Here is a 23,282-nt window from a genome sequence, read left to right as displayed (position 1 = left end):
TTCAGATCCGGGCAAGTCCTGGAGAACAACTGAGGGAACGACTTTCCACCCTGCATACGCCTCCGACCGCCTACGCGACTCAGGCCGGACGCGGAACCTCGCCGCTCAGTTCCACCGCGCGGCATCCGCGGCCCACGGCCCGGGCGGCTGCGACCAGTCCCCAGGCCCGCCGGTGAAGGACACCGGCGGAAGGGCGTACCGCAGCCGCCCCAGCCCGCTGTCCGTCTCGCCGAGCCAGAGGGCGGGGCTGTCGTACAAAGCGTCTGCGGGCTCCTTGCCCCGAGCGACTCCGTTCATCAGCCGCCGTGCCGTCTGCGCCAGCGCCAGCCGCACGAACCGGGTCCCGCCCCGGTCCAACTGCTCCGTGACCGCGCGCAGCACCGCGGCGGCCAGTAGATACCCCGTGCCGTGATCGAGGGCCTGGGCGGGCAGGGCACCGGGCTTCCCCCCGGAACCCTCCAGCGCGGCGATGCCCGTCGCCACCTGCACCAGGCTGTCGAAGCCGCGCCGCCCGGCCCACGGCCCGTAAGCGCCCCATGCGGAAAGTTGCGCCACCACGATCCCGGGCCTGCGCTCGGCCAGTGCCTCCGGCGTGAGCCCGAAGCGGTCCAGGGCCCCGGGGCGGTAGCCGGTGACGACGACGTCAGCCGAGGCGAGCAGCTCCTCGAAGTCGCGCCGGCCGCCCGTGAGATCGAGTGTGGCGGACCGCTTGCCGAAGCCCGTGTCCGCATGCTGGTCGGCGAGTTCGGGCAGCCGCGGCGGGTCGATCCGCAGGACGTCCGCGCCGAGGAGGGCGAGGGTACGGGTCGCGACGGGCCCGGCGATGACGCGGGTGAGGTCGAGTACCCGCAGCCCGGCCGCGGGCAACAGCGGATCACCGTGGAGGGGTGCGAGGACGCGCCGTACCCCTGAGGAACCCGTCCGCCCCCGCTCCAGCAGTCCGTGCCCGGCCACCGCCGCGCCCTGCTCGTGCGCGGCCCACTCCTCGGCCGTACGGAGCGCCACCGCGAGCCCTCCGGCCGCGTACACCGTGCTCTCCACCTCCACGGCCGGCCGCTCCGCGAGACCGGCGCCCACAGCCTCCACGGACGCGTCCGCCGACAGCTCCAGTGCTGCGAGCAACCGCTCCCGATGGTGCGGATAGTTCGCATGCGTACGCACCCAGCCGTCCGCCGTACGCCAGAACCGCGACAGCGGCGCGAAGTCGACCGGCGCCCGCCCGTCCACGAGCAGATGCCGCTCGCTCACGAACGCGGTGGCGACGGCTCCGTCATCGACCGGCACCGCGGGGACCTCCCGCCCGGTACGGCGCGCGCCGAGCTCAGCGGCCGCGAGCGCACACGCCCCCACACAGCCCCGCGCCAACTCCCGCACCGGCAACCGCGCCTCCAGCGCTCCGTCCCGTACGACCGCGGAGACCCGCGAGACCAGGGAGGGATCGCCGCCCAGCGCGGACCACAGGTACTCGATGTCAGTCATGAGAGCACTATGCGGCCTTGCCCCGGTCACCACGGAAGCGGCCGACCACCACAGGCGCACCTCCGATCACTCCATACGAGAGCCGGGCGACCCTTGGGTCGCCCGGCTCAACTCCCCGCAGGGAGGCACTGCTTGTCCGCTACTTCGTCACCGCGTCCAGTGCGTCCACCATCCCCGCGCCATAGAACCCGTTGCGGTTCTTGCCGCCCTCGCAGATCGCGTCGATCTTGCCGTCGCCGTCGATGTCGTACGGGTCGGTGCACGGTACGGCGTCGGCCTCCGCGTACAGGAGGGCCTTCACCAGGGCCGGCGGGGCGTACGGGTGCGTCGACTTGATGAGCGCGGCCACGCCCGCGGCGTGCGGGGAGGCCATCGACGTACCGGCCATGTAGCCCCACTTGCCGCCGGGGACCGGACCCAGGATGCGGCCGTCGGTGGCGGGCGGCGCCGGGGTCTGGTACTTCGTCGAGTCGCCGCCGGGTGCGGCGATGTCGATGACGCCCAGGCCGAGGTTGGAGAAGGACGACTTGATGCCCTTCGCGCCTGTCGACGCGACCGTGACCATCCCCGGCAACTGGGTCGGGATGTCAAGGCAATCGGACGGGTCGATCACGCGGTCGGACGGCGTGGAGTCGTTCGGCGAGACCGGGTCGGTGATCTCGTCCGCCGCGAGGTCGTAGTTCTCGTTGCCCGCCGCCGCGACGTTGACCGCGCCCTTCTTCTCCGCGTACCGCGAGGCCCGGGAGACGGCTTCCACGAGGGCCTTCTGGTCCGGGTCGTTCTTGCAGTTGAAGTACCACGGGTCGGTGTAATAGCTGTTGTTGGTCACGTCGACGCCGTGCTCGGCCGCCCACATGAAGCCGCAGACGACGGCCTCCGTGTAGAAGAAGCCGTCCGGGTTGGACACCTTGATGCCGGAGACCTTCACGCCCGGGGCGACGCCCGTGACGCCTACGCCGTTCTTGGCGGCGGCGATCTCACCCGCGACATGCGTGCCGTGCGGGCTCTCTGAGGCGCTCGGCCGCCACGCCCCGTCGGCCGTGTCCGGCTTGCCCGTCACGCAGTTGACCGACGCCTCGCGGTCGAAGTTGGGCGCGATGTCGGGGTGCGTGTCATCCACGCCGGTGTCGATCACGGCGACCGTGACGTCCCGGCTGCCCAGCGACTTCTCGTGCGCCTTGTCCGCCTTGATGGCGGGCAGGTCCCACTGCAACGGCTCCAACGGGTCCTGCCCGGCCGCCGCTTCGACGCCCGCGGCCTGCTCCGAGGTGAGCACCTTGGGGGTGCCGAGATCGGTCGTGGACTGCGCGGGCAGCGGCGCCGTACGTGTCGAGCCCGCCGACTCCACCCCGCGCACCTTGCGGATGGTCTTGGCGAAGTCGGCGTTCGACGAGTGGACGACGATCACGCCGATCTTGTCGTACGACGTCACTAAGGTGCCGCCGGCCTTGGTGATGGCCCTCTTCACGTAAGAGGAAGTGCCGTGGCCGGGGCGGACGTTGACGACGTAACTGAGCGAGGTCGCATCCGCCGAGAGGGCGGAGAGCAGCGGCGCGTCGTCCCCGGCCGCCGAGGCCGCGGGCGCCGCCGCGGCGCTGGCATTGGGCAGGAAGGCGAGTGCCGTCGCCATGGCCATCCCGACCGGGACGGCCAGGACGCGACGAGAGCGCGTATGAGGCGCTGTCATGGAGTCTCCAGTTCATTCGTGGCGTACAAGTCGGCCTGCCTCACCGCTTACTTGACCGCCCGCAGCGCGTTGACGATACCGAAGCCGTAGAAGCCGTTCACACGCTTGCCGCCCTCGCAGGTGGCGTCCACGACACCGTCGCCGTTGCCGTCGTAATCGGTCGGGCAGCTCTGGCTGTCCGCCTGGGCCTTCAGCAGCGCCTGGAGCTGGCCCGGAGTCGCCCACGGGTACTTGGACTTGAGCAGCGCGGCGACCCCGGAGGCGTGCGGCGCCGCCATCGACGTGCCCTGCAGGAAGCCGTACTGGTTGTTCGGCATGGTGGACAGGATCCGGCCGTTCTTCGACGGGGTGTCCGGGATCTGGTACCGGTCGCCGCCGGGCGCCGCGATGTCGATCACGCCCTTGCCGTAGGTGGAGTAGTACGACTTGGCGCCCTTGACGCCGGTCGCGCTGACCGTGACGACACCCGGCAGCTGGGTCGGCACGTCGAAGCACTCGTGCGGATCGATGGTGCGGGTGACCGGGGTCGAGTCGTCGGGGCTGGAGTCGTCGACGATCGCGTCCGAGTCGAGGTCGTGGTTGGAGTTGCCCGCGGAGGCGAGGTGGAGAGTGCCCTTCTTCGTGGCGTACTGCTGGGCCCTGTTCACCGCGTCGACGATGGCCCGCTGGTCCGGGTCGTCCATGCAGTTGTAGAGCCACGGGTCCACGTAGTAGCTGTTGTTGGTGATCTCGACGCCCTGGTCGGCGGCGAACACGAAGGCGCAGACGACGCTCTCCGGGTAGAACAGGCCGTTCTCCCGGTCGGTCACGTTGATGCTGGAGACCTTCACGCCGGGCGCGACACCGGCCACGCCGACGTCGTTGCGTGCCGCGGCGATCTCACCGGCCACGTGCGTGCCGTGGTAGTCCTCCGGGGTGTACGGGCGCCAGGCGCCCTCGCTGGTGTCCGCCACGCCGCCGGCGCAGTTGGCCGACTGGGACGCGGAGAAGTTCGGGGCGAGGTCCGGGTGGGTGTCGTCGACGCCGGTGTCGATCACGGCGACGGTGACCTTCTTGCTGCCCGGGTTGATCTTCGCGGCCTTGTCGGCGCCCATCGCGCGCAGATCCCACTGGTCGGCCTCGAGGGGCTCCTCGGCGGCCGTGCTCCTGGCCTCGACCTTGGCGGCCTCGGCGGCCGACAGGTACTGCGCCGCACCCTCGTCCGTCGTCCCCGCCGGGGCCAGCGGCGCGGTGCGCGTCGCACCCGCGGACTGCACCCCGCGTACGGCACGCATCTGCTTGCCGAACTCCGGGTTGGCCGAGTGGACGACGATGACGCCGATCTTCTTGTACGTCGCGACAACTGTGCCGTCGGCCTTGGCTATGGCCTTCTTCACCGACTCGATCGTGCCGTGGTCCGCCTTCTTCGTGTTGACCACGTACGCGAGGTTCGGACCCTCCTCCGCGGCCACAGCGGGGGCGTCGACCGGGGCGGCCGAGGCGACGCCCGGCAGGAAGCCGAGCGAGGCGGTGAGGGACAGCACGACGGGCACGGCGAGCGCAAGACGGCGTCTGGAGCGCAGATGAGCCATGGGGTCTCCACATCATCCGGAAAAGGAACCGGCCCGAACACAGGTGGTGCTCGGGCAGGTACATGACTTGAGTGGTGCAGGGCGAAGCTATCCCTCATGATCCGCGGCCAGCAACGACTTACAGGAAATGACTTCCGAAAGGACGGCCGGGCGTTGAACCGGTCTTCGCGTTGCTCCGTGACCTTGGGCAGGAACGAGAGCAACAGTGAGCCCCTGTTGGATCACGCCCGGGAGGCCCTAGCATCGCCACCCGGCCCACGTGATCCACACGTTCCGTGAGGTCACGACAGAACCATGTCCATAGCCAGTGAGACCCCCTATCCCCGTCCGCCCGCTTCCGATTCGGACGCCGCAACCGCAAACGCGAGGAGACCCCGTGGCTACCGACGCACCGCCCCCCTCGAAATCCCAGCCTCACCTCCCCACCACCGAGGAGTTCGTCGAGGTGCAGGAGAGCGCTGAGTTCGGTGAACTACGCCGCTCCCACCGCTCCTTCGCCTTCCCGCTGACCGTCGGCTTCATCAGCTGGTACCTGCTGTACGTCCTGCTGTCGAACTACGCGGGCGGCTTCATGGGCACCAAGCTGTTCGGCAACATCAACGTCGCCCTCGTCTTCGGTCTCGCCCAGTTCCTCACCACGTTCCTCATCGCCTGGTGGTACGAGCGGCACTCCTCCAGCAAGCTCGACCCCAAGGCCCACGCGATCAAGTCCCGGATGGAGGGCGGCGAATGAGTCCCGCGATCACTCAGGTCCAGTTCGCGGCGAGCGAAGTGCAGCTCGCGGCGAACGAGGCCAGCGAGCACCGGCCGCTGATCATCTCCCTGTTCGCCGCCTTCGTCATCGCCACCCTCTTCATCACCGTATGGGCGGGCCGGCAGACCAAGGACGCCGCCGACTTCTACGCGGGCGGACGGCAGTTCAGCGCCTTCCAGAACGGACTCGCCGTATCCGGCGACTACATGTCCGCCGCGTCCTTCCTGGGCATCGCGGGTGCGATCGCCCTCTTCGGATACGACGGCTTCCTGTACTCCATCGGCTTCCTGGTCGCCTGGCTGGTGGCCCTGCTCCTGGTCGCCGAGCCGCTGCGCAACTCCGGCCGGTACACGATGGGCGACGTCCTCGCGTACCGCATGCGCCAGCGCCCGGTGCGTACCGCGGCAGGCACCTCCACGATCGTCGTGTCGATCTTCTACCTGCTGGCGCAGATGGCCGGCGCGGGTGTCCTCGTCTCGCTGCTGCTCGGCATCACCTCGGACGCCGGCAAGATCCTCATCGTCGCCCTTGTCGGCCTCCTGATGATCGTGTACGTCTCCATCGGCGGCATGAAGGGCACCACCTGGGTCCAGATGGTCAAGGCCGTTCTGCTCATCGGCGGCACCATCCTGATCACGTTCCTGGTGCTGCTGAAGTTCAACTTCAACATCTCCGACCTGCTCGGCACGGCGGCCGAGAACAGCGGCAAGGGCGCCGCGTTCCTGGAGCCCGGCCTGCAGTACGGCGCGAGCGGCACCACCAAGCTGGACTTCATCTCCCTCGGCATCGCCCTGGTGCTCGGCACCGCCGGCCTGCCGCACATCCTGATCCGCTTCTACACGGTGCCCAACGCCAAGGCCGCCCGGAAGTCCGTGAACTGGGCGATCGGCATCATCGGCGGCTTCTACCTGATGACCATCGCGCTCGGCTTCGGCGCGGCCGCGATCATCTCGCAGGACGAGATCATCGCGTCCAACCCGTCCGGCAACACGGCGGCGCCCCTGCTCGCCCTGCACCTGGGCGGCGTCGACTCGGCCTGGGGCGCGATCCTGCTCGCCGTGATCTCCGCGGTGGCCTTCGCGACGATCCTCGCCGTGGTGGCCGGCCTCACCCTCGCCTCATCCTCCTCGTTCGCCCACGACATCTACGCGAACGTCATCAAGAAGGGCAAAGCCACCGAGAAGGAGGAGGTCCGGGCGGCCCGTCTGGCGACCATCGGCATCGGCGCCGTCTCCATCCTCCTGGGCGCACTCGCCCGCGACCTGAACGTCGCCGGCCTCGTCGCGCTCGCCTTCGCCGTCGCCGCCTCCGCCAACCTGCCAACAATCCTCTACAGCCTGTTCTGGAAGCGGTTCACCACCCAGGGCGCCCTGTGGTCGATCTACGGCGGTCTGATCGTGGCCGTCGGCCTGGTGCTGTTCTCGCCCGTCGTCTCCGGCGACCCCAAGGCGATGTTCCCCGACGTCGACTTCGCCTGGTTCCCGCTGAAGAACCCGGGCATCATCTCCATCCCGTTCGGTTTCGTGATGGGCTGGCTCGGCACCGTCCTGTCCAAGGAGGAGCCGGACACCGGCAAGTACGCCGAGCTGGAGGTGCGCTCGCTGACCGGCACCGGAGCCCACTGAGGCTCCCTGCCTTCCGCGGCCGCGCCGTAGTCCCCTGGACGTTCTACGGCGCGGCCGCGCCATGTCTCGTGTGATCCGCTTGCCGCTCCCTTGCCGTCGTTGTCGGTCCTGTCACGTAGGCTCGCTGGTAACTGATTCACATGAGTGCTTGTTCTGAGTGCCGGTTCTGAGTGCTTGTTCGCTCGAGTGGAGGGGGCCCCACGTGCTCATCGACACCTATGGCCGTGTGGCCACTGATCTGCGTGTGTCGCTGACGGACCGCTGCAATCTGCGGTGCACGTACTGCATGCCCGAAGAGGGCCTGCAGTGGCTCGCCAAGCCCGACCTGCTCACGGATGACGAGATCGTCCGCCTCATCGACATAGCAGTACGGCAGCTGGGCATCACCGAGGTCCGCTTCACCGGCGGCGAGCCCCTGCTGCGCCCCGGCCTCGTCGGCATCGTGGAGCGCGTGGCCGCGCTCGAGCCGCGCCCCCAGATGTCCCTGACCACCAACGGCATCGGCCTCAAGCGCACGGCCCCGGCCCTGAAGGCGGCGGGCCTGGACCGGGTGAACGTCTCCCTGGACACGCTGCGCCCCGACGTCTTCAAGACCCTCACCCGCAGGGACCGCCACAAGGACGTCATCGAGGGCCTCGAAGCCGCCCGCGAGGCGGGCCTGAACCCGGTCAAGGTCAACACCGTCCTGATGCCCGGACTGAACGACGACGAGGCCCCGGACCTGCTGGCCTGGGCCGTGGAGCACGACTACGAACTGCGCTTCATAGAGCAGATGCCCCTGGACGCCCAGCACGGCTGGAAGCGCGAGGGCATGGTCACCGCCGGTGACATCCTTGCCTCACTGCGCACTCGCTTCGAGCTCACCGAGGAGGGCTCCCAGAAGCGGGGCTCGGCCCCGGCCGAGCGCTGGCTCGTCGACGGCGGCCCGCACCGCGTCGGGGTCATCGCCTCCGTCACCCGCCCGTTCTGCTCGGCCTGCGACCGTACGAGGCTCACGGCCGACGGCCAGGTCCGCACCTGCCTCTTCGCCCAGGAGGAGACCGACCTGCGGGCCGCCCTGCGCTCGGACGCGCCGGACGAGGAGATCGCCCGCATATGGAAGCTGGCGATGTGGGGCAAGAAGGCGGGCGCAGGGCTGGACGACCCGTCGTTCGTGCAGCCGGAGCGACCCATGTCGGCGATCGGCGGCTGAGAGCTCTCCGATCCTTCGGGGACTTCGGGGACTTCGGGGACTTCGGGGACTTCGGGGCCAAGCCTCGCTAAGCCTCGGGGGGCTGCGGCGGCTCCTGGCGTTCCAGGGGTTCCTGGGAGTCCCAGTCCTCCAGGAGCACGACGTCCTTCAAGAAGCCCCGTACGCCAAGGAACTTGGACAGGTACTCACGGTGCTCCTCGCACGCCAGCCACGTCTTGCGGCGGTCAGGGGCGTGCAGCTTCGGGTTGTTCCAGGCGAGCACCCACACCGCGTCGGCCCGGCAGCCCTTGGCGGAGCAGATGGGCGATGCCGGTTCGGAGCCGGGGACGTTCAGGATCACCCCCCGACCCTAACCCTTGACGGCATCACCACCCCTTACGGCATCTCGATGCCGGCGCCCGGTCCCAGCGGTCCCAGCGGCAGATCGAACGCGTAGAAGATCCCGAGCACGGTCGGCCACGCCACAAGGAACGGCACCACACAGAACGTGGGCCGCGTACCCGGCCGGCGCGGCTACAGCGTGACCGCGGTGCCGAGGGAGAAGAACCAGAGGAAGAGCCGGGAGAAACCCCGTGACAAAAGGCGACGCCGAGCAGCCACGGGGGGAGCTGCCCGGCGTCGGTCTGTCGCTCCGACGGGGGATGCGGAGCGCGTACGAAGTATGTCACGGGTAACCCGTTGCCCGGCACTGGAACAGCATGATTGATCTGAGCTTTTCTTGAGCTTGGTGCCGTGGTGACGTCCGGCGGGCATGAACGGCGGTGGTCAGGTCCGCTCGTGCGGCTCGCCCTGGGCGCCGGCCGGGGAGTCGGACGCGAGGTCTTCCGGAACGGATTCCGCGGCGTCGTCCGGACGGGGCTCCGTGAGCATCGGCCGGGCGGGCATGGTGACGAACGTCGACGGCAGCGACGGCGCGTTCTCGCGGCCCGCGTTGGCGATCACCACGGCGATGTAGGGGAGGACGGCGCCGAGCACCAACGCGACGATGGCGACGTGCCGTTCGACGTTCCAGAGGGTGGCCGCGAGGATCACGGCGAGCGTACGGACGGACATCGAGATGACATAGCGGCGCTGCCTGCCGCGTATGTCGTCGGCGAGCCCCTGCCTGGCCCCGGTGATCCGGAAGACCTCGGTTTCGCTGTGCTTCCGCATCACGTTCCACCACCCGCCCGCATCGGACTCTCCCCGTCCCGTACCCGGTCCGCAGCCGGTCCGGGAACCAGGGCCCGGATGACTCCACGTTACGCCGCGCCTGCGTCAGTCACGAGACCGGGGCACCTGCTGCCTGCGCGAACGGCCTGCGCCCCGGTGTGTACGGTCCCACCCGGCATGCGCAGTACGAGGCCTGGGCGGACACTGGCCGTGATGCTCAGGTCGAGCCGGACGAGGAGGCAGCGATGGGCTGGTTGTGGGCGATCATCGTCGGATTGGTGCTTGGCCTGATCGCCAAGGCGGTCATTCCGGGCAAACAGCATATCCCTCTGTGGCTGACCACCATTCTGGGCATGCTCGGCGCCGTCGGCGGCAACGCGGTCGCCCGGGCGGCAGGCGTCGACGCCACGGCAGGCATCGACTGGTGGCGCCACGGGTTCCAGCTCGTGGCCGCGATCATCCTCGTCGGCCTCGGCGACCGGGCGTACTCGGCGTTCCGGGGTACCAGGCGAAGGGCATGACAGAGGGTACGGCGAAGGGGGCGGCCTCCGGCACCGGAAGCCGCCCCCTCAGTGCGTCCGCGCAGGCCTCTCCGTAGCCGCTCAGCCGCCCGTGACCTCCACCGCCGCGAGGTTCTTCTTGCCGCGCCGCAGGACCAGCCACCGCCCGTGCAGCAGGTCCTCCTTGGCGGGGACGGAGTCCTCGCCGGCGACCTTGACGTTGTTCACGTACGCCCCGCCCTCCTTGACCGTCCGCCGGGCGGCCGACTTGCTGGCCACCAGGCCGACCTCCGCGAAGAGATCCACCACCAGGGCAGGCTCCGCGACCTGGATGTGCGGCACCTCGGAGAGCGCCGCACTCAGCGTCGCCTCGTCCAGCTCGCCCAGCTCACCCTGACCGAAGAGGGCGCGCGACGCGGCGATCACGGAGGCCGTCTGCTCGGCGCCGTGCACCAGCGTCGTCAGCTCCTCGGCCAGCGCCCGCTGGGCGGTACGGGCCTGCGGACGCTCCTCGGTGACCTTCTCCAGCTCCTCCAGCTCCTCGCGGGACTTGAAGGACAGGATCCGCATGTACGCCGAGATGTCCCGGTCGTCCGCGTTCAGCCAGAACTGGTAGAACGCGTACGGCGTCGTCATCTCGGGGTCCAGCCAGATGGCACCGCCCTCGGTCTTGCCGAACTTCGTGCCGTCCGCCTTGGTCATCAGCGGCGTCGCCAGCGCGTGGACGTCGGCGTGCGTCTCCAGCTTGTGGATCAGGTCCAGGCCCGCCGTGAGGTTGCCCCACTGGTCGCTGCCGCCCTGCTGGAGGGTGCAGCCGTACCGGCGGTAGAGCTCCAGGAAGTCCATGCCCTGGAGCAGCTGGTAGCTGAACTCCGTGTAGCTGATGCCCTCCTCGGACTCCAGGCGCCGGGCGACCGAGTCCTTGGTCAGCATCTTGTTGACGCGGAAGTGCTTGCCGATGTCCCGCAGGAACTCGATGGCCGACATCCCGGCCGTCCAGTCCAGGTTGTTCACCATCACCGCGGCGTTCTCACCCTCGAAGGTCAGGAACGGCTCGATCTGCCCGCGCAGCCGGTTGACCCAGTTCGCGACCGTCTCCGGATCGTTCAGCGTGCGCTCCGCCGTCGGGCGCGGGTCTCCGATCTGGCCGGTCGCACCGCCCACCAGGGCCAGCGGGCGCAGGCCCGCCAGCTGGAGGCGGCGCATGGTGAGGACCTGCACCAGGTGGCCGACGTGCAGACTGGCCGCCGTCGGGTCGAAGCCGCAATAGAACGTGACGGGACCGTCCGCGAGCGCCTTGCGCAAAGCGTCCTCGTCAGTGGACAGGGCGATCAGCCCGCGCCACTTCAGCTCGTCGACGATGTCCGTCACGGTTCTCGTATCTCCTTGGATGATCTTCGGGCGGTCGAACGACAGCCAGCTACGAGGTTATACGCCCCGACTGACAGAGCCCACGCCGTTCTGTGCCCTGAGCCGCAGGCCCTGTCATACGCCCTGACTGACGGAACTCATGTTGAAGTCCGGAATGCGCAGGGGCGGCATCGCGGCCCGGGTGAACCAGTCGCTCCACTCCCTCGGCAGCGTCTTCTCCGTGCGCCCCGCCTCGGTCGCCCGCCCCAGGAGATCCACCGGGGACTCGTTGAACCTGAAGTTGTTCACCTCGCCCGTGACCTCGCCGTTCTCGACCAGGTAGACGCCGTCCCGGGTCAGGCCGGTCAGCAGCAGCGTGGCCGGGTCGACCTCGCGGATGTACCAGAGGCAGGTCAGCAGCAGCCCGCGCTCCGTGTTCGCGACCATCTCCTCCAGGGAGCGGTCCTGGCCGCCGTCGAGGATCAGATTGCCGATGCCGGGAGCCACCGGCAGTCCGGTCAGGCCCGCGCTGTGCCGGGAGCTGATCAGACGCGCCAGCTCGCCCGCCCGGATCCACTCGGTGGCCTGGAGGGGCAGCCCGTTGTCGAACACCGAGGAGTCGCCCCCGGAGGAGTGCGCGAGCTCGAAGGGCGCACACTCCAGACCCGGCTCGTTCGGGTCGCTGCGCAGCGTCAGAGGCAGCTCGGCGAGCTTCTCGCCGATGCGCGTACCGCCGCCGGGCTTGCTGAACACCGTCCGGCCCTCTGTCGCGTCCCGGGCCGACGACGACCACAACTGGTAGATCAACAGATCCGCGACAGCGGTCGGCGGCAGCAGCGTCTCGTACCGCCCGGCCGGCAACTCGACGCGCCGCTCCGCCCACCTCAGGCGCGTGGCCAGCTCCGCGTCGAGCGCCGCCGGGTCCACGTCCTTGAAGTCGCGCGTCGACCGCCCCGCCCACGCGGAGCGCGTACGGTCCGGCGACTTGGCGTTCAGCTCCAGCGTGCCGTTGGGCTGGTCGTGCCGCAGACGCAGCCCCGTCGACGTACCGAGGTAGCTGGAGACGAACTCGTGGTTGGCGAAGCCGTACAGCTCGCGTCCGCCCTCACGCGCGCGGGCGAACGATTCGCCGAGCGCCGGGGCGAAGTCCGCGAAGACGCCCGACGAGGTCTCGGCGGGCGCGTCCGTGAACTCGGGGGACTCCGCGACCCCGGTGACCAGCGGTTGCGCGTCCTCGGCCGGGCCCGCGCCCCGCGCCGCCGCCTCGGCGGCCCGGACCAGCGGCTCCAGCTCGTCCGCCGTCACGGCCGAGCGTGAGACGACCCCGGAGGACGTGCCCTCCTTGCCGTCGACGGTCGCGATGACGGTCAGCGTGCGCCCGCGCGTGACCCCGTTCGTGGTCAGCGCGTTGCCCGCCCAGCGCAGATTGGCCGTCGAGTACTCGTCCGCGATCACGACGCAGCCGTCGGCCCGGGACAGCTCAAGGGCGCGCTCGACGACCTCGTGCGGCTTGTTCGTACGCGCGCTCATCGACCGGCCTCCTGGGTCGTGTTGAGGATATTGACGCCCTTGAAGAGGGCGGACGGGCAGCCGTGCGAGACCGCCGCGACCTGGCCCGGCTGGGCCTTGCCGCAGTTGAAGGCACCGCCCAGGACGTACGTCTGCGGGCCGCCGACCGCGGCCATCGAGCCCCAGAAGTCAGTGGTCGTCGCCTGGTACGCGACATCTCGCAGCTGGCCCGTGATCCGCCCGTTCTCGATCTTGAAGAAGCGCTGCCCCGTGAACTGGAAGTTGTAGCGCTGCATGTCGATGGACCAGGACCGGTCGCCGACGACATAGATCCCGCGGTCGACGCCGCTGATCAGGTCGTCGGTGGAGAGCCCGCCGGGATCCGGCTGGAGCGACACGTTGGCCATGCGCTGCACCGGCACACGGCCGGGGGAGTCGGCGTACGCGCAGCCGTTGGACCGTTCGAAGCCGGTCAACTTCGCGATTCTGCGGTCGAGTTGATAGCCGACCAGCGTCCCGTCCCTGACCAGGTCCCAGGACTGCCCTGCGACGCCCTCGTCGTCGTACCCGATCGTCGCGAGCCCGTGCTCGGCGGTCCGGTCGCCGGTGACGTTCATCAGCTCGGAGCCGTACCTCAGCTTGCCCAGCTGGTCGAAGGTGGCGAAGGACGTCCCGGCGTACGCCGCCTCGTAGCCGAGCGCGCGGTCCAGCTCGGTGGCGTGCCCGATGGACTCGTGGATGGTCAGCCACAGGTTGGACGGGTCGACGATCAGGTCGTACACCCCCGTCTCGACGCTCGGCGCCCGCATCTTCTCGGCAAGCAGTTCCGGGATGCGGGCCAGCTCGGAATCCCAGTCCCAGCCGGTGCCCGTCAGGTACTCCCAGCCGCGCCCGACCGGCGGCGCGATCGTCCGCATCGAGTCGAACTCGCCGCTCGACTCGTCGACCGCGACGGCGGTGAGCTGCGGATGCAGCCTTACGCGCTGCTGCGTGGTGACGGTCCCCGCCGTATCGGCATAGAACTTGTTCTCGTGCACCGTCAGCAGCGAGGCGTCCACATGGCTGACCCCGTCGGCCGCGAGCAGCCGCGCACTCCAGTCCGTGAGCAGCCCCACCTTCTCGTCGTCCGGTACGGAGAAGGGGTCGATCTCGTACGAGGAGACCCAGGTCTTCTCGGCGTGCACGGGCTCATCGGCCAGCTCGACTCGCTCGTCCGAGCCCGCCGCCTTGATCACCTGCGCCGACAGCTTCGCCATCGCCACGGCCTGCGAGGCGACCTTCGCGGCGGCGTCCATCGTCATGTCGACACCGGAAGCGAACCCCCAGGTCCCGCCGTGCACCACCCGCACCGCGAACCCCAGATCGGTCGTGTCCGACGACCCGGACGGCTTGCCGTCCCGCAGCCGCCAGGCCGCACTGCGCACCCGCTCGAACCGGAAATCGGCATGCTCGGCGCCGAGCGCGCGGGCGCGGGCGAGCGCGGCGTCGGCCAAGGACCTGAGCGGTAGTGCCGTGAAGGCTTCGTCGATGGAATGAGGCACGGAGGTCTCCCTGCTGTCGTCGCCCTGTCAGGTCCGATCATGTCGCGCCGACGGTTCCGCGGCCACACGTTTCTGTAGGGATCCGACAGTGAGTCCCGTACGCCACTGTCGGTGCTCGATTCTCCGTAAGGCGGGCGGCAACGATAGGTTTTCGAGGTACCAGACCGGCTATCGAAAGGGTGATCCGTTGAGCCGCTCGGTTCTCGTCACCGGAGGAAACCGGGGCATCGGCCTCGCCATCGCCCGCGCTTTCGCCGACGCGGGCGACAAGGTCGCGATCACGTACCGCTCGGGGGAGCCCCCAAAGGGGTTCCTCGCCGTCAAGTGCGACATCACCGACACCGAGCAGGTGGAGCAGGCCTACAAGGAGATCGAGGCCGAGCACGGTCCGGTCGAGGTGTTGATCGCCAACGCCGGCGTCACCAAGGACCAGCTGCTGATGCGGATGTCCGAAGAGGACTTCACGTCCGTCCTGGACACCAACCTGACCGGCACCTTCCGGGTCGTGAAGCGCGCCAACCGCGGCATGCTGCGCGCCAGGAAGGGCCGCGTCGTGCTGATCTCGTCGGTCGTCGGGCTGTACGGCGGCCCGGGCCAGGCCAACTACGCCGCCTCCAAGGCGGGCCTCGTCGGCTTCGCGCGCTCCCTCGCCCGCGAGCTGGGCTCGCGCAACATCACCTTCAACGTCGTCGCGCCGGGCTTCGTCGACACCGACATGACCAAGGTGCTCACCGACGAGCAGCGCGAGGGCATCGTCAAGCAGGTGCCGCTCGGCCGGTACGCGCAGCCCGAGGAGATCGCCGCGACGGTGCGGTTCCTCGCCTCGGACGACGCCTCGTACATCACTGGAGCCGTCATCCCCGTAGACGGCGGACTGGGAATGGGTCACTGAACCATGAGCGGAATCCTCGAGGGCAAGCGCGTCCTGATCACCGGTGTGCTGATGGAGTCCTCCATCGCCTTCCACACCGCCAAGCTGGCCCAGGAGCAGGGCGCCGAGATCATCCTGACCGCCTTCCCGCGGCCCACGCTGACCGAGCGCATCGCCAGGAAGCTTCCCAAGCCCACCAAGGTCATCGAGCTCGACGTCACCAATGACGAGCACCTGGGGCGCCTGGCCGACATCGTCGGTGAGGAGCTGGGCGGTCTCGACGGTGTCGTGCACTCCATCGGCTTCGCCCCGCAGGACGCCCTCGGCGGCAACTTCCTCAACACGCCGTTCGAGTCCGTCGCCACCGCCATGCACGTCTCGGCGTACTCCCTGAAGTCGCTGACCATGGCCTGTCTGCCGCTGATGCAGAACGGCGGCTCGGTCGTCGGCCTCACCTTCGACGCCCAGTACGCCTGGCCGCAGTACGACTGGATGGGCCCGGCCAAGGCCGCCCTGGAGGCCACCAGCCGCTACATGGCGCGCGACCTCGGCAAGCAGAACGTCCGCTGCAACCTCATCTCGGCCGGCCCCATCGGCTCGATGGCCGCCAAGTCCATCCCGGGCTTCGGCGAGCTGGCCTCCGTATGGGACGACCGCGCGCCCCTGGAGTGGGACCTCAAGGACCCCGAGCCGGCCGGCCGCGGTGTGGTCGCCCTGCTGAGCGACTGGTTCCCGAAGACCACCGGCGAGATCATCCACGTGGACGGCGGTCTGCACGCGATCGGTGCGTGACGCTGCCGCTGTGGCCTGACTGAGCCGTGGCTCGAGTGACGGGTGAGGGCCCGCGACCTGCCGAACGTCCCGCAGGTCGCGGGCCCTCACCCGTTCGGCCTACCCGGCCGGGCGGTCGGGGACGGCAACTGCGCACTCTGGACTAGGCGTTCGCCATGTGCGTCCCTCCCCGGCCCGGCAGAGGAGGCCCCCCTTGTGCGCCTTTTCCCGCGCTTCGCTCCGCTGCTGGCCGCTCTCGCTCTCCCGCTCACGCCGGCCTACGGTGACGCCCCGCACCTCGCGAAAACCGTCCCCCACGCGCGCGTGCCCGTCGACAGGCCCTTCGGGGCGGAGTGCCGTATCAGAGTCGAGGGCTCGTATGTGACCGCGTACTGCCATAACCCGTACCCGGAGATCGACCGGCTCGCCCTGCACATCGAGTGCGACCGATGGTGGGACATCGACAGCGACGGGACCCCGGTCGCGGTGGGGCCCACGCAGACCGTGCGGCTCACCGGCCGGTGCTGGAAGGAGGTCCGCTCGGCGTGGGTCACGCACCAGAAGTGACGCTTCAGAGGTGACGCGTCAGTCTCCGGAGGCGACACGGCCCTTCGGGCGGCACAGGAACGGATAGCTCGCGGCCTCCGTGGCGGCCGACTCCGCGTCGCCCACGCGGATCGCGTCCAGCAGACGCGTGTGGTCCATGTACGTCTCGGGGGTCAGCTCCTCGCCCAGGTCCTCGCGCAGCCAGTCGCGCACGACCTCGCCGAGATCGGCGTACATCGCCGTCATGACGTCGTTGTGGGACGCGGCCACCACCGCCATGTGGAACGACGTGTCGGCGACGACGAATGCCTCCGTGTCGCCCGACTCCCAGGCCTCCTCCCGGCGCACCAGAAGCGCGTGCAGCTGCTTCAGGTCGCGTTCCGTGCGGCGCTCGGCGGCCAGTTTCGCGGCGCTCGACTCCAGCGCGGAGCGCAGCTCGGCGATGTGCCGGGGATCGGCGTCCGCGAAGCGGCGGTGCATCACGCCCGCCAGCTCGCTGGTCGCCACGACGTACGTCCCCGATCCCTGGCGGATGTCGAGCAGACCATTGTGCGCGAGTGCGCGCACGGCCTCGCGCACCGTGTTGCGGGCCACGCCCAGCTGCTCGACCAGCTCCGGCTCGGTGGGGATGCGGGAGCCGACGGGCCATTCGCCCGAGGTGATCTGGCCGCGCAGCGCGGTGATGACCTGCTCGGACAGCGCCGACCGTCGGGGGTGGCTCAGGGGCATGGCATTCCTTCGCGCAGAACGAAGCTGACTCCAGGTAGACAACCAATCATCCCATGATTCTATGATGGGCGGCATGGCAAGCGAGGAAACCCGCACGGAAACCCGGACGACGACGTCCACATCCCAGCCCATGGCCCTACGCAGTTCCTCCGGAATCGCCGGCGAATCCCCGAAGCCCACCCCGCGCGCGTGGGGGACGCGCCTGGTGATCGTCGGCCTCGTCCTCACGGCCCTCAACCTGCGGCCCGCGATCACCAGCCTCGGTGCCCTCCTCGAAGAGGTGCGTGCCGGACTCGGCATGAGCGGCAGCGTCGCCGGACTGCTCACCTCCGTACCGGCGCTCTGCTTCGCGGTCTTCGGCGTCATGGCACCGCGCCTCGCCCGCCGCTTCGGACCCGGCACCGTGGTGTGCGCCGGCATGGTGGCCATCACCGCGGGCCTGGCGATCCGGCCCTTCGCCGGGAACACGGCGGGCTTCCTCGCGGCCAGCGCTCTCGCACTCATGGGCATCGCGGTCAGCAACATCCTGATGCCGGTGATCGTCAAGCGCTGGTTCCCGGACCGGGTCGGCTCCATGACCGGCCTGTACTCCATGGCCATGGCCCTCGGCACCGCCGCTGCGGCCGCCGTGACAGTGCCCATGACCAAGGCCCTGGGCGGCAGTTGGCAGTCGGGCCTCGCCGCCTGGGCCGGCCTTGCGGCCCTTGCCGTGGTGCCGTGGGTGTTTCTCGTACGCGAACGGGGTGCGGCCCCGGTTCCAGGCGCGGCCCCGGCTTCGGCACCTGGCACGGACTCGGCACCTGGCATGGAATCGGCTCCCGTGGCACGCCGGGAGCCGGACGCGCTGCGGATCACCCGGAGCCGTACCGCCTGGGCGCTTGCCGTCTTCTTCGGGCTTCAGGCCACCGCCGCGTACATCACGATGGGGTGGATGCCGCAGATCTTCCGTGACGCGGGTGTCCCGGCGGGCACGGCCGGACTGCTCCTCGCCGTCACGATGGTCATGGGCGTGCCGCTGGCGTTCGTCATCCCGCGGGTGGCCACGCGCCTGCCCCACCAGGGACCGATCGCGGTCGCCCTGGGCCTGTGCGGCCTCACCGGCTACGCGGGCCTCTATTTCGCCCCGGCGGAAGGCGCCTGGGCCTGGGCGCTGCTGCTCGGCTTCGCCAACTGTGCCTTCCCGCTGGCCCTCACACTGATCGGCATGCGGACCGGGTCCAGCGCCGGGGTCGCGAAGCTCTCGGCCTTCGCGCAGAGCACCGGTTACCTGATCTCGATCCCGGGACCGCTCCTGGTGGGCGTGCTCTACCAGCACAGCGGCGGCTGGGGGCTGCCGCTCGCGCTCATGACGGCCCTGATGATCCCGCAGATCGTGGCGGGCTTCCTTGCCGGTCGCGACCGCACTGTCGAGGCGGAGACCGCTCGCCTGGCCCGGCGCTGACCGGCCCGCACCGGCGGGCGACCCCACCGGCAGGGGCTGGACGAAGGGTGCGAGACTGGCCGTATGCCTGTGCTCGACCCGAACCCCAAGAACGGCCAGAAGAAGATGCTGCTCGTCTTCGGCGCCTTCTTCGCCATCTTCGTGATCATCGGCATCATCGCGTCGATCGCTTCGCCCTGATGCCGTTGCCTCACCCCGGCCCCGTCAGGGGATGGTGGGGCTAGCACCACCATCCCCTAGGGGGTGAGTGTCAGGGTCAAGTGGGTGGATCACCGGATGGGTTGAGGGCTCTACCTTCCGTAGCTTCGAAGTGTGGCCGCGAGGACGCGGATCCACGGACCAGTCGAAGACCCACGGAGGCGGCATGTCGGCGCGTACGCAGACCCGGCCCAGCTCGGCGACCAGGGGCGGCGTCGAGGTTCGGCTGCCCTGGTGGGCCCTCGCCCTGCCCGCGCTCGCCTTCGTCGCGCTGCTGTTGCTGATACTCAACCCCGCGGATGCCCATGCGGCGAGCGGTGATCCCGCGGTCGGCGAGCTCATCGAGCGCATCCAGCAGACGGTGCTGCGGCAGGGCTCCTGAGCTGGAGGATCCGCCAGGTTGGGGCAGCGTGCCAACTCCCTGCGCCCCGTGGCGTGTTTCATGCGAAGCTGGGTTTCATGAGCGTCGCAGAACCCCGCAAGATTGTCCTCTTCCGGCATGCGAAAGCCGACTGGCCACAGGTGTCCGACCATGAGCGGCCGCTCGCTGAGCGGGGCCGCAAGGACGCCGCCGTCGCCGGACGCAAGCTGGCCGACACCGGCATCCCCTTCGATCTGGCCCTCTGCTCCACCGCGACCCGCACCCGCGAGACATGGAAACTCGCCGTTCATGAGTTCCCACAGCGGCCGAAAACGGTCTACGAGGAGCGGCTGTACGAGGCCTCGCCAGGCGAGCTGATCGCCGTGCTCAACGAAACCCCGGACGACGTGCGGAACGTACTCCTGATCGGTCACAACCCCGGAGTGCAGGGCCTCGCCGACATCCTGGCCGACCAGTCCGAGGGCGACGCCCGTGAGCGGATGAGCAGCCGCGACTTCCCCACCGCCGCGTTCGCCGTGCTCAGCTTCTCCGGCTCCTGGAAGACCCTGGAGCCCGGCCTGGGCACGCTCCTCGACTACTGGGCGCCGACCGAATAGCCCGCCCCTTCGTGGACGGGCCCGGCACCGCGAGGGGCGCCGGGCCCGTCTGTGTTCTGGGCGGCGCTATGAGGCGTAGGCGAAGTCCGGCGCGGGGCTGTGTCAATTTGCGGCTACGCCGCGCGGGCGCGACCAGCTACAACGAACCCGCGCCTTCGATCCTGCCCTGCCCTCCCCGCGGAGCACCCTCGCGGAGCGCCTAGTCCACGTGCATGTCCGCCGCCTCGACCTCTTCGCGGGTGACGCCGAGCAGGTAGAGGACGGTGTCCAGGAAGGGGAAGTTCACGGCGGTGTGCGCGGCCTCGCGGACGACCGGCTTGGCGTTGAAGGCGACGCCGAGACCGGCCGCGTTCAACATGTCGAGGTCGTTCGCGCCGTCACCGATCGCCACGGTCTGAGCGAGGGGTACGCCCGCCTCGGCGGCGAACCGGCGCAGCAACCGCGCCTTGCCCGCGCGGTCCACGATCTCGCCGGTGACCTTGCCCGTCAGCTTCCCGTCGACGATCTCCAGCGTGTTGGCCTGGGCGAAGTCGAGCCCGAGCCGCTCCTTGAGGTCGTCCGTCACCTGCGTGAACCCGCCTGAGACGACGCCCACTTGGTAGCCGAGCCGCTTCAGCGTACGGATCAGCGTGCGCGCCCCCGGCGTCAGCCGCACCTCGCTGCGCACCTTGTCCACCACGGAGCCGTCGAGCCCTTCGAGGAGTGCCACGCGCGCGTGCAGTGACTGCTCGAAGTCCAGCTCGCCACGCATCGCCGCCGCCGTCACCTCGGCGACCTTGTCCTCGCAGCCGGCGTGGGCGGCGAAGAGCTCGATCACCTCGTCCTGGATCAGCGTCGAGTCGACGTCCATGACGACCAGGCGCTGGGCACGCCGGTGCAGCCCGGCCGCGACGACCGCGACATCGACACCAAGGGCCGCGGCCTCGGTCACCAGGGCGGTCCGCAGCTTCTCGGGCTCCGTACCGGACACGGCGAACTCGACTGCCGTCACGGGGTACTTGGCGAGCCGGAAGATACGGTCGATGTTGCCGCCCGTCGACGTGATCCGGGCGGCTATCGCGGCCGTCGACTGTGCGGTGAGCGGGTGCCCGAGCACGGTGACGAGCGACCGGCCGTGGCCGCGCGGCCGGTTGTCGCCGTGGCCGGAGATGATCTCGGCCTGGAGCTTCAAGGAGTCCGCCCAGCTGTGCACCGTGGCCCGCAGCTCGCCTTCGACGCCGGCCGGCGGCTGGGTCACGAGCGCGCACAGCACGATCCGGCCTCGGGTGACGACCTGCTCGATGTCGACCACGTCGACCGAGTAGCCGGCGAGGGTGTCGAAGAGCCCGGCCGTGATACCGGGGCGGTCCTTGCCGAAGATCTTGACGAGGAGGGTGGGGGCGTCGGAGGTCTGCGAAGCGCTCATGGTTTTCCCACAGTAACCGGCACTCACTGCCCACTGCTTCTACGGTCCGCCCAGCGGACGGGAAACACTGGGTGTCATCTCGGTGACCTCGTCATTCCCGAGCCATGACGCCCACGAGACCGATCAGCCAACGTATGCCGAAGCCCTTCCCTCACGGCCGTCCGCGAGGCCGCCTGGGCGGAGGCGGCGGCTCCTCCGGCGGCGGAGGCGGCCCGTCCTGGGACGGCCTGCGCTTGGAGGGCGGCTTCGGGACGGGCGGTGGGGTGTAGGGGCCCGCGACCGTGGGGGCGCCGTACACATCGGGTGGGCGCCCGTTCTCGGGGGGCCGTGCGCCAGGAGGCCGGGCACGGGAGGACCGAGCACCGGGAGGCGGTGCATCGGACGACCGCGCACCGGGATGCCGCCGTCCGTCCTCCGGCTCCCGCAAGTCCTCCGGGAGGTGCAGATAGGGGTTGGTGTCGGGGTTCGCCGGGCGGTACGAGGGGGTGGGGCTGTAGGGGCCAGGCTGTTCGGGGGCCTTCGTGTACGGCGGTGTGACCGACTCGGCCGGCTCGTCCGGCCCGATAGGCTCCGGCGGATCCTCCGCCCCGCCCCGCGCCAGCGCTGCCGCGTGCCGACCCGCGGCCCCGCTGGCGCAGGCGAGCAGCGCCCCCGTCGCCCCCGCACCCGCGCCCCACAAGGCGCCGAGCAGCAGTGCCATGCCCAACTGTCCGTGCAACTCGATGCCGGCCTCGAACGCGTCGACACCGAGAACGGACAGCGAGGCGTCCACGGACACCTCCGTCAGCCAGGCGAGCAGCGGCAGCGCGAGCGCCGTCACGATCGCCAGCCGGAGCGCACAGCGCCCCGCGAAACCGAGGGCGGCCCCCCGCTCGCGTACGAACGGCGTACGCACCGCGGTCAGCACGCCCGCGTACAGCATCATCAACGTGGTCGCGACCCCCAACAGCCAGACCCGCCCGTCCAGTTCGGCCAGCCGCCCGAGAGTGACGGGCTGGTCGGAGGACAGGCCCAGCAGCTCGTCCAGCGGGGCGGGCAGGAACTGGACGAGCCCGCCCGAGGCCGAGCCGTCCCACGGAACGAAGAGCCCGATCGGGACGCCCAGCCACACCCCGTTGGGCGCCCCGAGCAGGGCAGCGCCCGCGATCCGTTTCGGATGCTCGTCGCCGATCGCCGCGTACGTCGCCGCCGCGAGCCCCGCGAGGACCGCCACCAGCAACACCGTGACCAGCGCGGACGCGGCCGGCCGTACCAGCCGGTGGACGGCCTCCCAGCCGCGCGGCAGCGGCGTACGGCGCGAGGCCAGCAGCGCGATCAGTAGGACGCCGAGCACCCACACCGCACCGCCGAGCAGTGTCGGCACGGTGTCGACCGTGAAGCCGACCTTCGCGTTCGCGTCCGCGAGGTCCCCGAGCCGGTCGGGCAGCAGCCCGCCGATGTCACCGAGCCCGGGCACCTCGATGTCGTCCGGCAGCCCGCCGCCCGGCAGTTGGTCGAGCCCGAGCGAGCCACCGTCAATCGTGATCACGTCGTGACCGGCCCAGGCGAGCCCGCCCAGCATCGCCACGAAGAGCACCACCACAGCGCCCGCACGCGCCGCGAGTTCACCGGGTGAGATCACAACTCCCGCTCCGCGCAAGGAGCGCAGGAAGAACCAGGCCAGCAGAAGCGCACCCACAAGGCTCACTCCGAGTGGCGTGATCTGTAGGGCGGTCTCCGCCTCGGCGCCCTCAAGGCCGAAGGTCGACACATCGCCGGACGGCGTCACCGAACCACCGGCCCCGAGCGCCACCACAGCCGCGGTCATCGTCCCGAGCGAGCCCGACGCGTCCGCCTCCAGCAGATGCAGCCCCAACGCGGCCACGCCCGCCATCCCGATCAACGCCCAGCTCACAGCGGCGATCGCGGACAACAGCACATCGCCCACCGGCAGTCGCCTGCCGTCCCTCGCGGTCTCGTAGCTCATCGTCAGCCCCCCGACTC

Annotated in this window: 22 protein-coding genes; 11 read left to right on the top strand and 11 right to left on the bottom strand. The window is 70.0% G+C overall.

All coding sequences use genetic code 11. The annotated features are described in order from the left end of the window. Positions 1–105: 105 nt before the first annotated feature. The 3 genes from ACFYO0_RS31295 to ACFYO0_RS31285 all read right to left on the bottom strand — a co-directional run bounded on the left by ACFYO0_RS31295 (position 106) and on the right by ACFYO0_RS31285 (position 4,737). Positions 106–1,479, bottom strand: a complete 1,374-nt coding sequence (locus tag ACFYO0_RS31295; protein ID WP_388682775.1) for a CoA transferase — start codon at positions 1,477–1,479, stop codon at positions 106–108. A 139-nt stretch (positions 1,480–1,618) separates the two neighbouring features. Next, positions 1,619–3,166, bottom strand: a complete 1,548-nt coding sequence (locus ACFYO0_RS31290; protein ID WP_388682773.1) for a S8 family serine peptidase — start codon at positions 3,164–3,166, stop codon at positions 1,619–1,621. A gap of 47 nt (positions 3,167–3,213) precedes the next feature. Then, positions 3,214–4,737 (bottom strand): S8 family serine peptidase, encoded by a 1,524-nt coding sequence (locus ACFYO0_RS31285; RefSeq protein ID WP_388682770.1) that lies wholly within the window; start codon positions 4,735–4,737, stop codon positions 3,214–3,216. 376 nt (positions 4,738–5,113) lie between these two features. Between ACFYO0_RS31285 and ACFYO0_RS31280 the strand changes: the two genes are divergently transcribed. The 3 genes from ACFYO0_RS31280 (at position 5,114) to moaA (ending at position 8,308) form a co-directional block, all read left to right on the top strand. Further along, a complete protein-coding gene (locus ACFYO0_RS31280; protein WP_344392925.1) occupies positions 5,114–5,470 on the top strand; it encodes a DUF485 domain-containing protein in 357 nt (118 codons plus the stop codon). Continuing rightward, entirely contained in the window at positions 5,467–7,116 is a 1,650-nt protein-coding gene (locus ACFYO0_RS31275) for a cation acetate symporter (protein ID WP_388682768.1), read from the top strand. The genes ACFYO0_RS31280 and ACFYO0_RS31275 overlap by 4 nt, the downstream gene beginning before the upstream one ends. Positions 7,117–7,318: 202 nt before the next feature. Continuing rightward, positions 7,319–8,308, top strand: coding sequence for a GTP 3',8-cyclase MoaA (gene moaA, locus ACFYO0_RS31270; RefSeq protein ID WP_388682767.1), 990 nt, complete (start codon positions 7,319–7,321; stop codon positions 8,306–8,308). Between the two features lie 67 nt (positions 8,309–8,375). On the opposite strand, the gene ACFYO0_RS31265 is transcribed toward moaA, so the two are convergent. Together ACFYO0_RS31265 and ACFYO0_RS31260 are read right to left on the bottom strand one after the other, a co-directional pair. After that, complete coding sequence (locus ACFYO0_RS31265) at positions 8,376–8,648, bottom strand: hypothetical protein (RefSeq protein WP_388682765.1); 273 nt, start codon at positions 8,646–8,648, stop codon at positions 8,376–8,378. A 425-nt stretch (positions 8,649–9,073) separates the two neighbouring features. Next, a complete protein-coding gene (locus ACFYO0_RS31260) occupies positions 9,074–9,460 on the bottom strand; it encodes a DUF3099 domain-containing protein (protein ID WP_388682764.1) in 387 nt (128 codons plus the stop codon). A gap of 245 nt (positions 9,461–9,705) precedes the next feature. Between ACFYO0_RS31260 and ACFYO0_RS31255 the strand changes: the two genes are divergently transcribed. After that, a complete protein-coding gene (locus ACFYO0_RS31255; RefSeq protein ID WP_388682763.1) occupies positions 9,706–9,981 on the top strand; it encodes a GlsB/YeaQ/YmgE family stress response membrane protein in 276 nt (91 codons plus the stop codon). An 81-nt stretch (positions 9,982–10,062) separates the two neighbouring features. On the opposite strand, the gene tyrS is transcribed toward ACFYO0_RS31255, so the two are convergent. From tyrS to ACFYO0_RS31240, 3 genes are all read right to left on the bottom strand, one after another. Then, on the bottom strand, positions 10,063–11,331 hold the full coding sequence (tyrS, locus tag ACFYO0_RS31250; RefSeq protein WP_388682761.1) for a tyrosine--tRNA ligase: 1,269 nt from the start codon (positions 11,329–11,331) through the stop codon (positions 10,063–10,065). Between the two features lie 114 nt (positions 11,332–11,445). Next, positions 11,446–12,840, bottom strand: a complete 1,395-nt coding sequence (locus tag ACFYO0_RS31245) for a metallopeptidase TldD-related protein (RefSeq protein ID WP_388682760.1) — start codon at positions 12,838–12,840, stop codon at positions 11,446–11,448. Continuing rightward, positions 12,837–14,360: a TldD/PmbA family protein gene (locus ACFYO0_RS31240; protein WP_388682758.1), complete on the bottom strand. Its 1,524-nt coding sequence runs from the start codon at positions 14,358–14,360 to the stop codon at positions 12,837–12,839. Before ACFYO0_RS31240 ends, ACFYO0_RS31245 begins: the two co-directional genes overlap by 4 nt. Before the next feature lie 187 nt (positions 14,361–14,547). Here ACFYO0_RS31240 and fabG point away from each other — a divergent pair, with 187 nt between their 5' ends. The 3 genes from fabG to ACFYO0_RS31225 all read left to right on the top strand — a co-directional run bounded on the left by fabG (position 14,548) and on the right by ACFYO0_RS31225 (position 16,569). Beyond that, entirely contained in the window at positions 14,548–15,252 is a 705-nt protein-coding gene (fabG, locus tag ACFYO0_RS31235) for a 3-oxoacyl-[acyl-carrier-protein] reductase (RefSeq protein WP_388682756.1), read from the top strand. 3 nt (positions 15,253–15,255) lie between these two features. Next, a complete protein-coding gene (fabI, locus tag ACFYO0_RS31230) occupies positions 15,256–16,023 on the top strand; it encodes an enoyl-ACP reductase FabI (RefSeq protein WP_388682754.1) in 768 nt (255 codons plus the stop codon). Positions 16,024–16,218: 195 nt separating this feature from the next. Beyond that, entirely contained in the window at positions 16,219–16,569 is a 351-nt protein-coding gene (locus tag ACFYO0_RS31225; protein WP_388682752.1) for a hypothetical protein, read from the top strand. 18 nt (positions 16,570–16,587) lie between these two features. On the opposite strand, the gene ACFYO0_RS31220 is transcribed toward ACFYO0_RS31225, so the two are convergent. Continuing rightward, positions 16,588–17,277 (bottom strand): FadR/GntR family transcriptional regulator, encoded by a 690-nt coding sequence (locus tag ACFYO0_RS31220; protein WP_388682751.1) that lies wholly within the window; start codon positions 17,275–17,277, stop codon positions 16,588–16,590. Between the two features lie 61 nt (positions 17,278–17,338). On the opposite strand from ACFYO0_RS31220, the gene ACFYO0_RS31215 reads away from it, so the two are divergent. The 4 genes from ACFYO0_RS31215 to ACFYO0_RS31200 all read left to right on the top strand — a co-directional run bounded on the left by ACFYO0_RS31215 (position 17,339) and on the right by ACFYO0_RS31200 (position 19,894). Then, positions 17,339–18,718: a CynX/NimT family MFS transporter gene (locus ACFYO0_RS31215; protein ID WP_388682749.1), complete on the top strand. Its 1,380-nt coding sequence runs from the start codon at positions 17,339–17,341 to the stop codon at positions 18,716–18,718. Between the two features lie 63 nt (positions 18,719–18,781). Next, positions 18,782–18,898, top strand: a complete 117-nt coding sequence (locus ACFYO0_RS31210) for an SGM_5486 family transporter-associated protein (RefSeq protein ID WP_344392901.1) — start codon at positions 18,782–18,784, stop codon at positions 18,896–18,898. A 184-nt stretch (positions 18,899–19,082) separates the two neighbouring features. Further along, positions 19,083–19,298 (top strand): hypothetical protein, encoded by a 216-nt coding sequence (locus ACFYO0_RS31205; RefSeq protein ID WP_388682746.1) that lies wholly within the window; start codon positions 19,083–19,085, stop codon positions 19,296–19,298. 77 nt (positions 19,299–19,375) lie between these two features. Further along, complete coding sequence (locus ACFYO0_RS31200) at positions 19,376–19,894, top strand: SixA phosphatase family protein (RefSeq protein ID WP_388682745.1); 519 nt, start codon at positions 19,376–19,378, stop codon at positions 19,892–19,894. Between the two features lie 199 nt (positions 19,895–20,093). On the opposite strand, the gene serB is transcribed toward ACFYO0_RS31200, so the two are convergent. After that, complete coding sequence (serB, locus tag ACFYO0_RS31195) at positions 20,094–21,299, bottom strand: phosphoserine phosphatase SerB (protein WP_388682743.1); 1,206 nt, start codon at positions 21,297–21,299, stop codon at positions 20,094–20,096. Between the two features lie 151 nt (positions 21,300–21,450). Beyond that, positions 21,451–23,265: a streptophobe family protein gene (locus ACFYO0_RS31190; protein ID WP_388682742.1), complete on the bottom strand. Its 1,815-nt coding sequence runs from the start codon at positions 23,263–23,265 to the stop codon at positions 21,451–21,453. Positions 23,266–23,282 lie beyond the last annotated feature (17 nt).

It is taken from the genome of Streptomyces sp. NPDC006365 (assembly GCF_042870755.1).
Lineage (GTDB): Bacteria > Actinomycetota > Actinomycetes > Streptomycetales > Streptomycetaceae > Streptomyces > Streptomyces xiangluensis.
The sequence above is the reverse complement of the archived record's forward strand: the minus strand, read 5'-3'. Positions and strand labels throughout refer to the sequence as shown.

What these genes read in the sequence shown, in the direction of transcription:
- ACFYO0_RS31275 (WP_388682768.1), top strand. Translation starts at nt 5,467, where the DNA reads ATGAGTCCCGCGATCACTCAGGTCCAGTTCGCGGCGAGCGAAGTGCAG.
- ACFYO0_RS31285 (WP_388682770.1), bottom strand. Translation starts at nt 4,737, where the DNA reads ATGGCTCATCTGCGCTCCAGACGCCGTCTTGCGCTCGCCGTGCCCGTC.
- ACFYO0_RS31290 (WP_388682773.1), bottom strand. Translation starts at nt 3,166, where the DNA reads ATGACAGCGCCTCATACGCGCTCTCGTCGCGTCCTGGCCGTCCCGGTC.
- serB (WP_388682743.1), bottom strand. Translation starts at nt 21,299, where the DNA reads ATGAGCGCTTCGCAGACCTCCGACGCCCCCACCCTCCTCGTCAAGATC.
- ACFYO0_RS31255 (WP_388682763.1), top strand. Translation starts at nt 9,706, where the DNA reads ATGGGCTGGTTGTGGGCGATCATCGTCGGATTGGTGCTTGGCCTGATC.
- ACFYO0_RS31210 (WP_344392901.1), top strand. Translation starts at nt 18,782, where the DNA reads ATGCCTGTGCTCGACCCGAACCCCAAGAACGGCCAGAAGAAGATGCTG.
- fabI (WP_388682754.1), top strand. Translation starts at nt 15,256, where the DNA reads ATGAGCGGAATCCTCGAGGGCAAGCGCGTCCTGATCACCGGTGTGCTG.
- ACFYO0_RS31200 (WP_388682745.1), top strand. Translation starts at nt 19,376, where the DNA reads ATGAGCGTCGCAGAACCCCGCAAGATTGTCCTCTTCCGGCATGCGAAA.
- ACFYO0_RS31220 (WP_388682751.1), bottom strand. Translation starts at nt 17,277, where the DNA reads ATGCCCCTGAGCCACCCCCGACGGTCGGCGCTGTCCGAGCAGGTCATC.
- ACFYO0_RS31215 (WP_388682749.1), top strand. Translation starts at nt 17,339, where the DNA reads ATGATGGGCGGCATGGCAAGCGAGGAAACCCGCACGGAAACCCGGACG.
- ACFYO0_RS31205 (WP_388682746.1), top strand. Translation starts at nt 19,083, where the DNA reads ATGTCGGCGCGTACGCAGACCCGGCCCAGCTCGGCGACCAGGGGCGGC.
- ACFYO0_RS31260 (WP_388682764.1), bottom strand. Translation starts at nt 9,460, where the DNA reads ATGCGGAAGCACAGCGAAACCGAGGTCTTCCGGATCACCGGGGCCAGG.
- ACFYO0_RS31190 (WP_388682742.1), bottom strand. Translation starts at nt 23,265, where the DNA reads ATGAGCTACGAGACCGCGAGGGACGGCAGGCGACTGCCGGTGGGCGAT.
- ACFYO0_RS31245 (WP_388682760.1), bottom strand. Translation starts at nt 12,840, where the DNA reads ATGAGCGCGCGTACGAACAAGCCGCACGAGGTCGTCGAGCGCGCCCTT.
- ACFYO0_RS31295 (WP_388682775.1), bottom strand. Translation starts at nt 1,479, where the DNA reads ATGACTGACATCGAGTACCTGTGGTCCGCGCTGGGCGGCGATCCCTCC.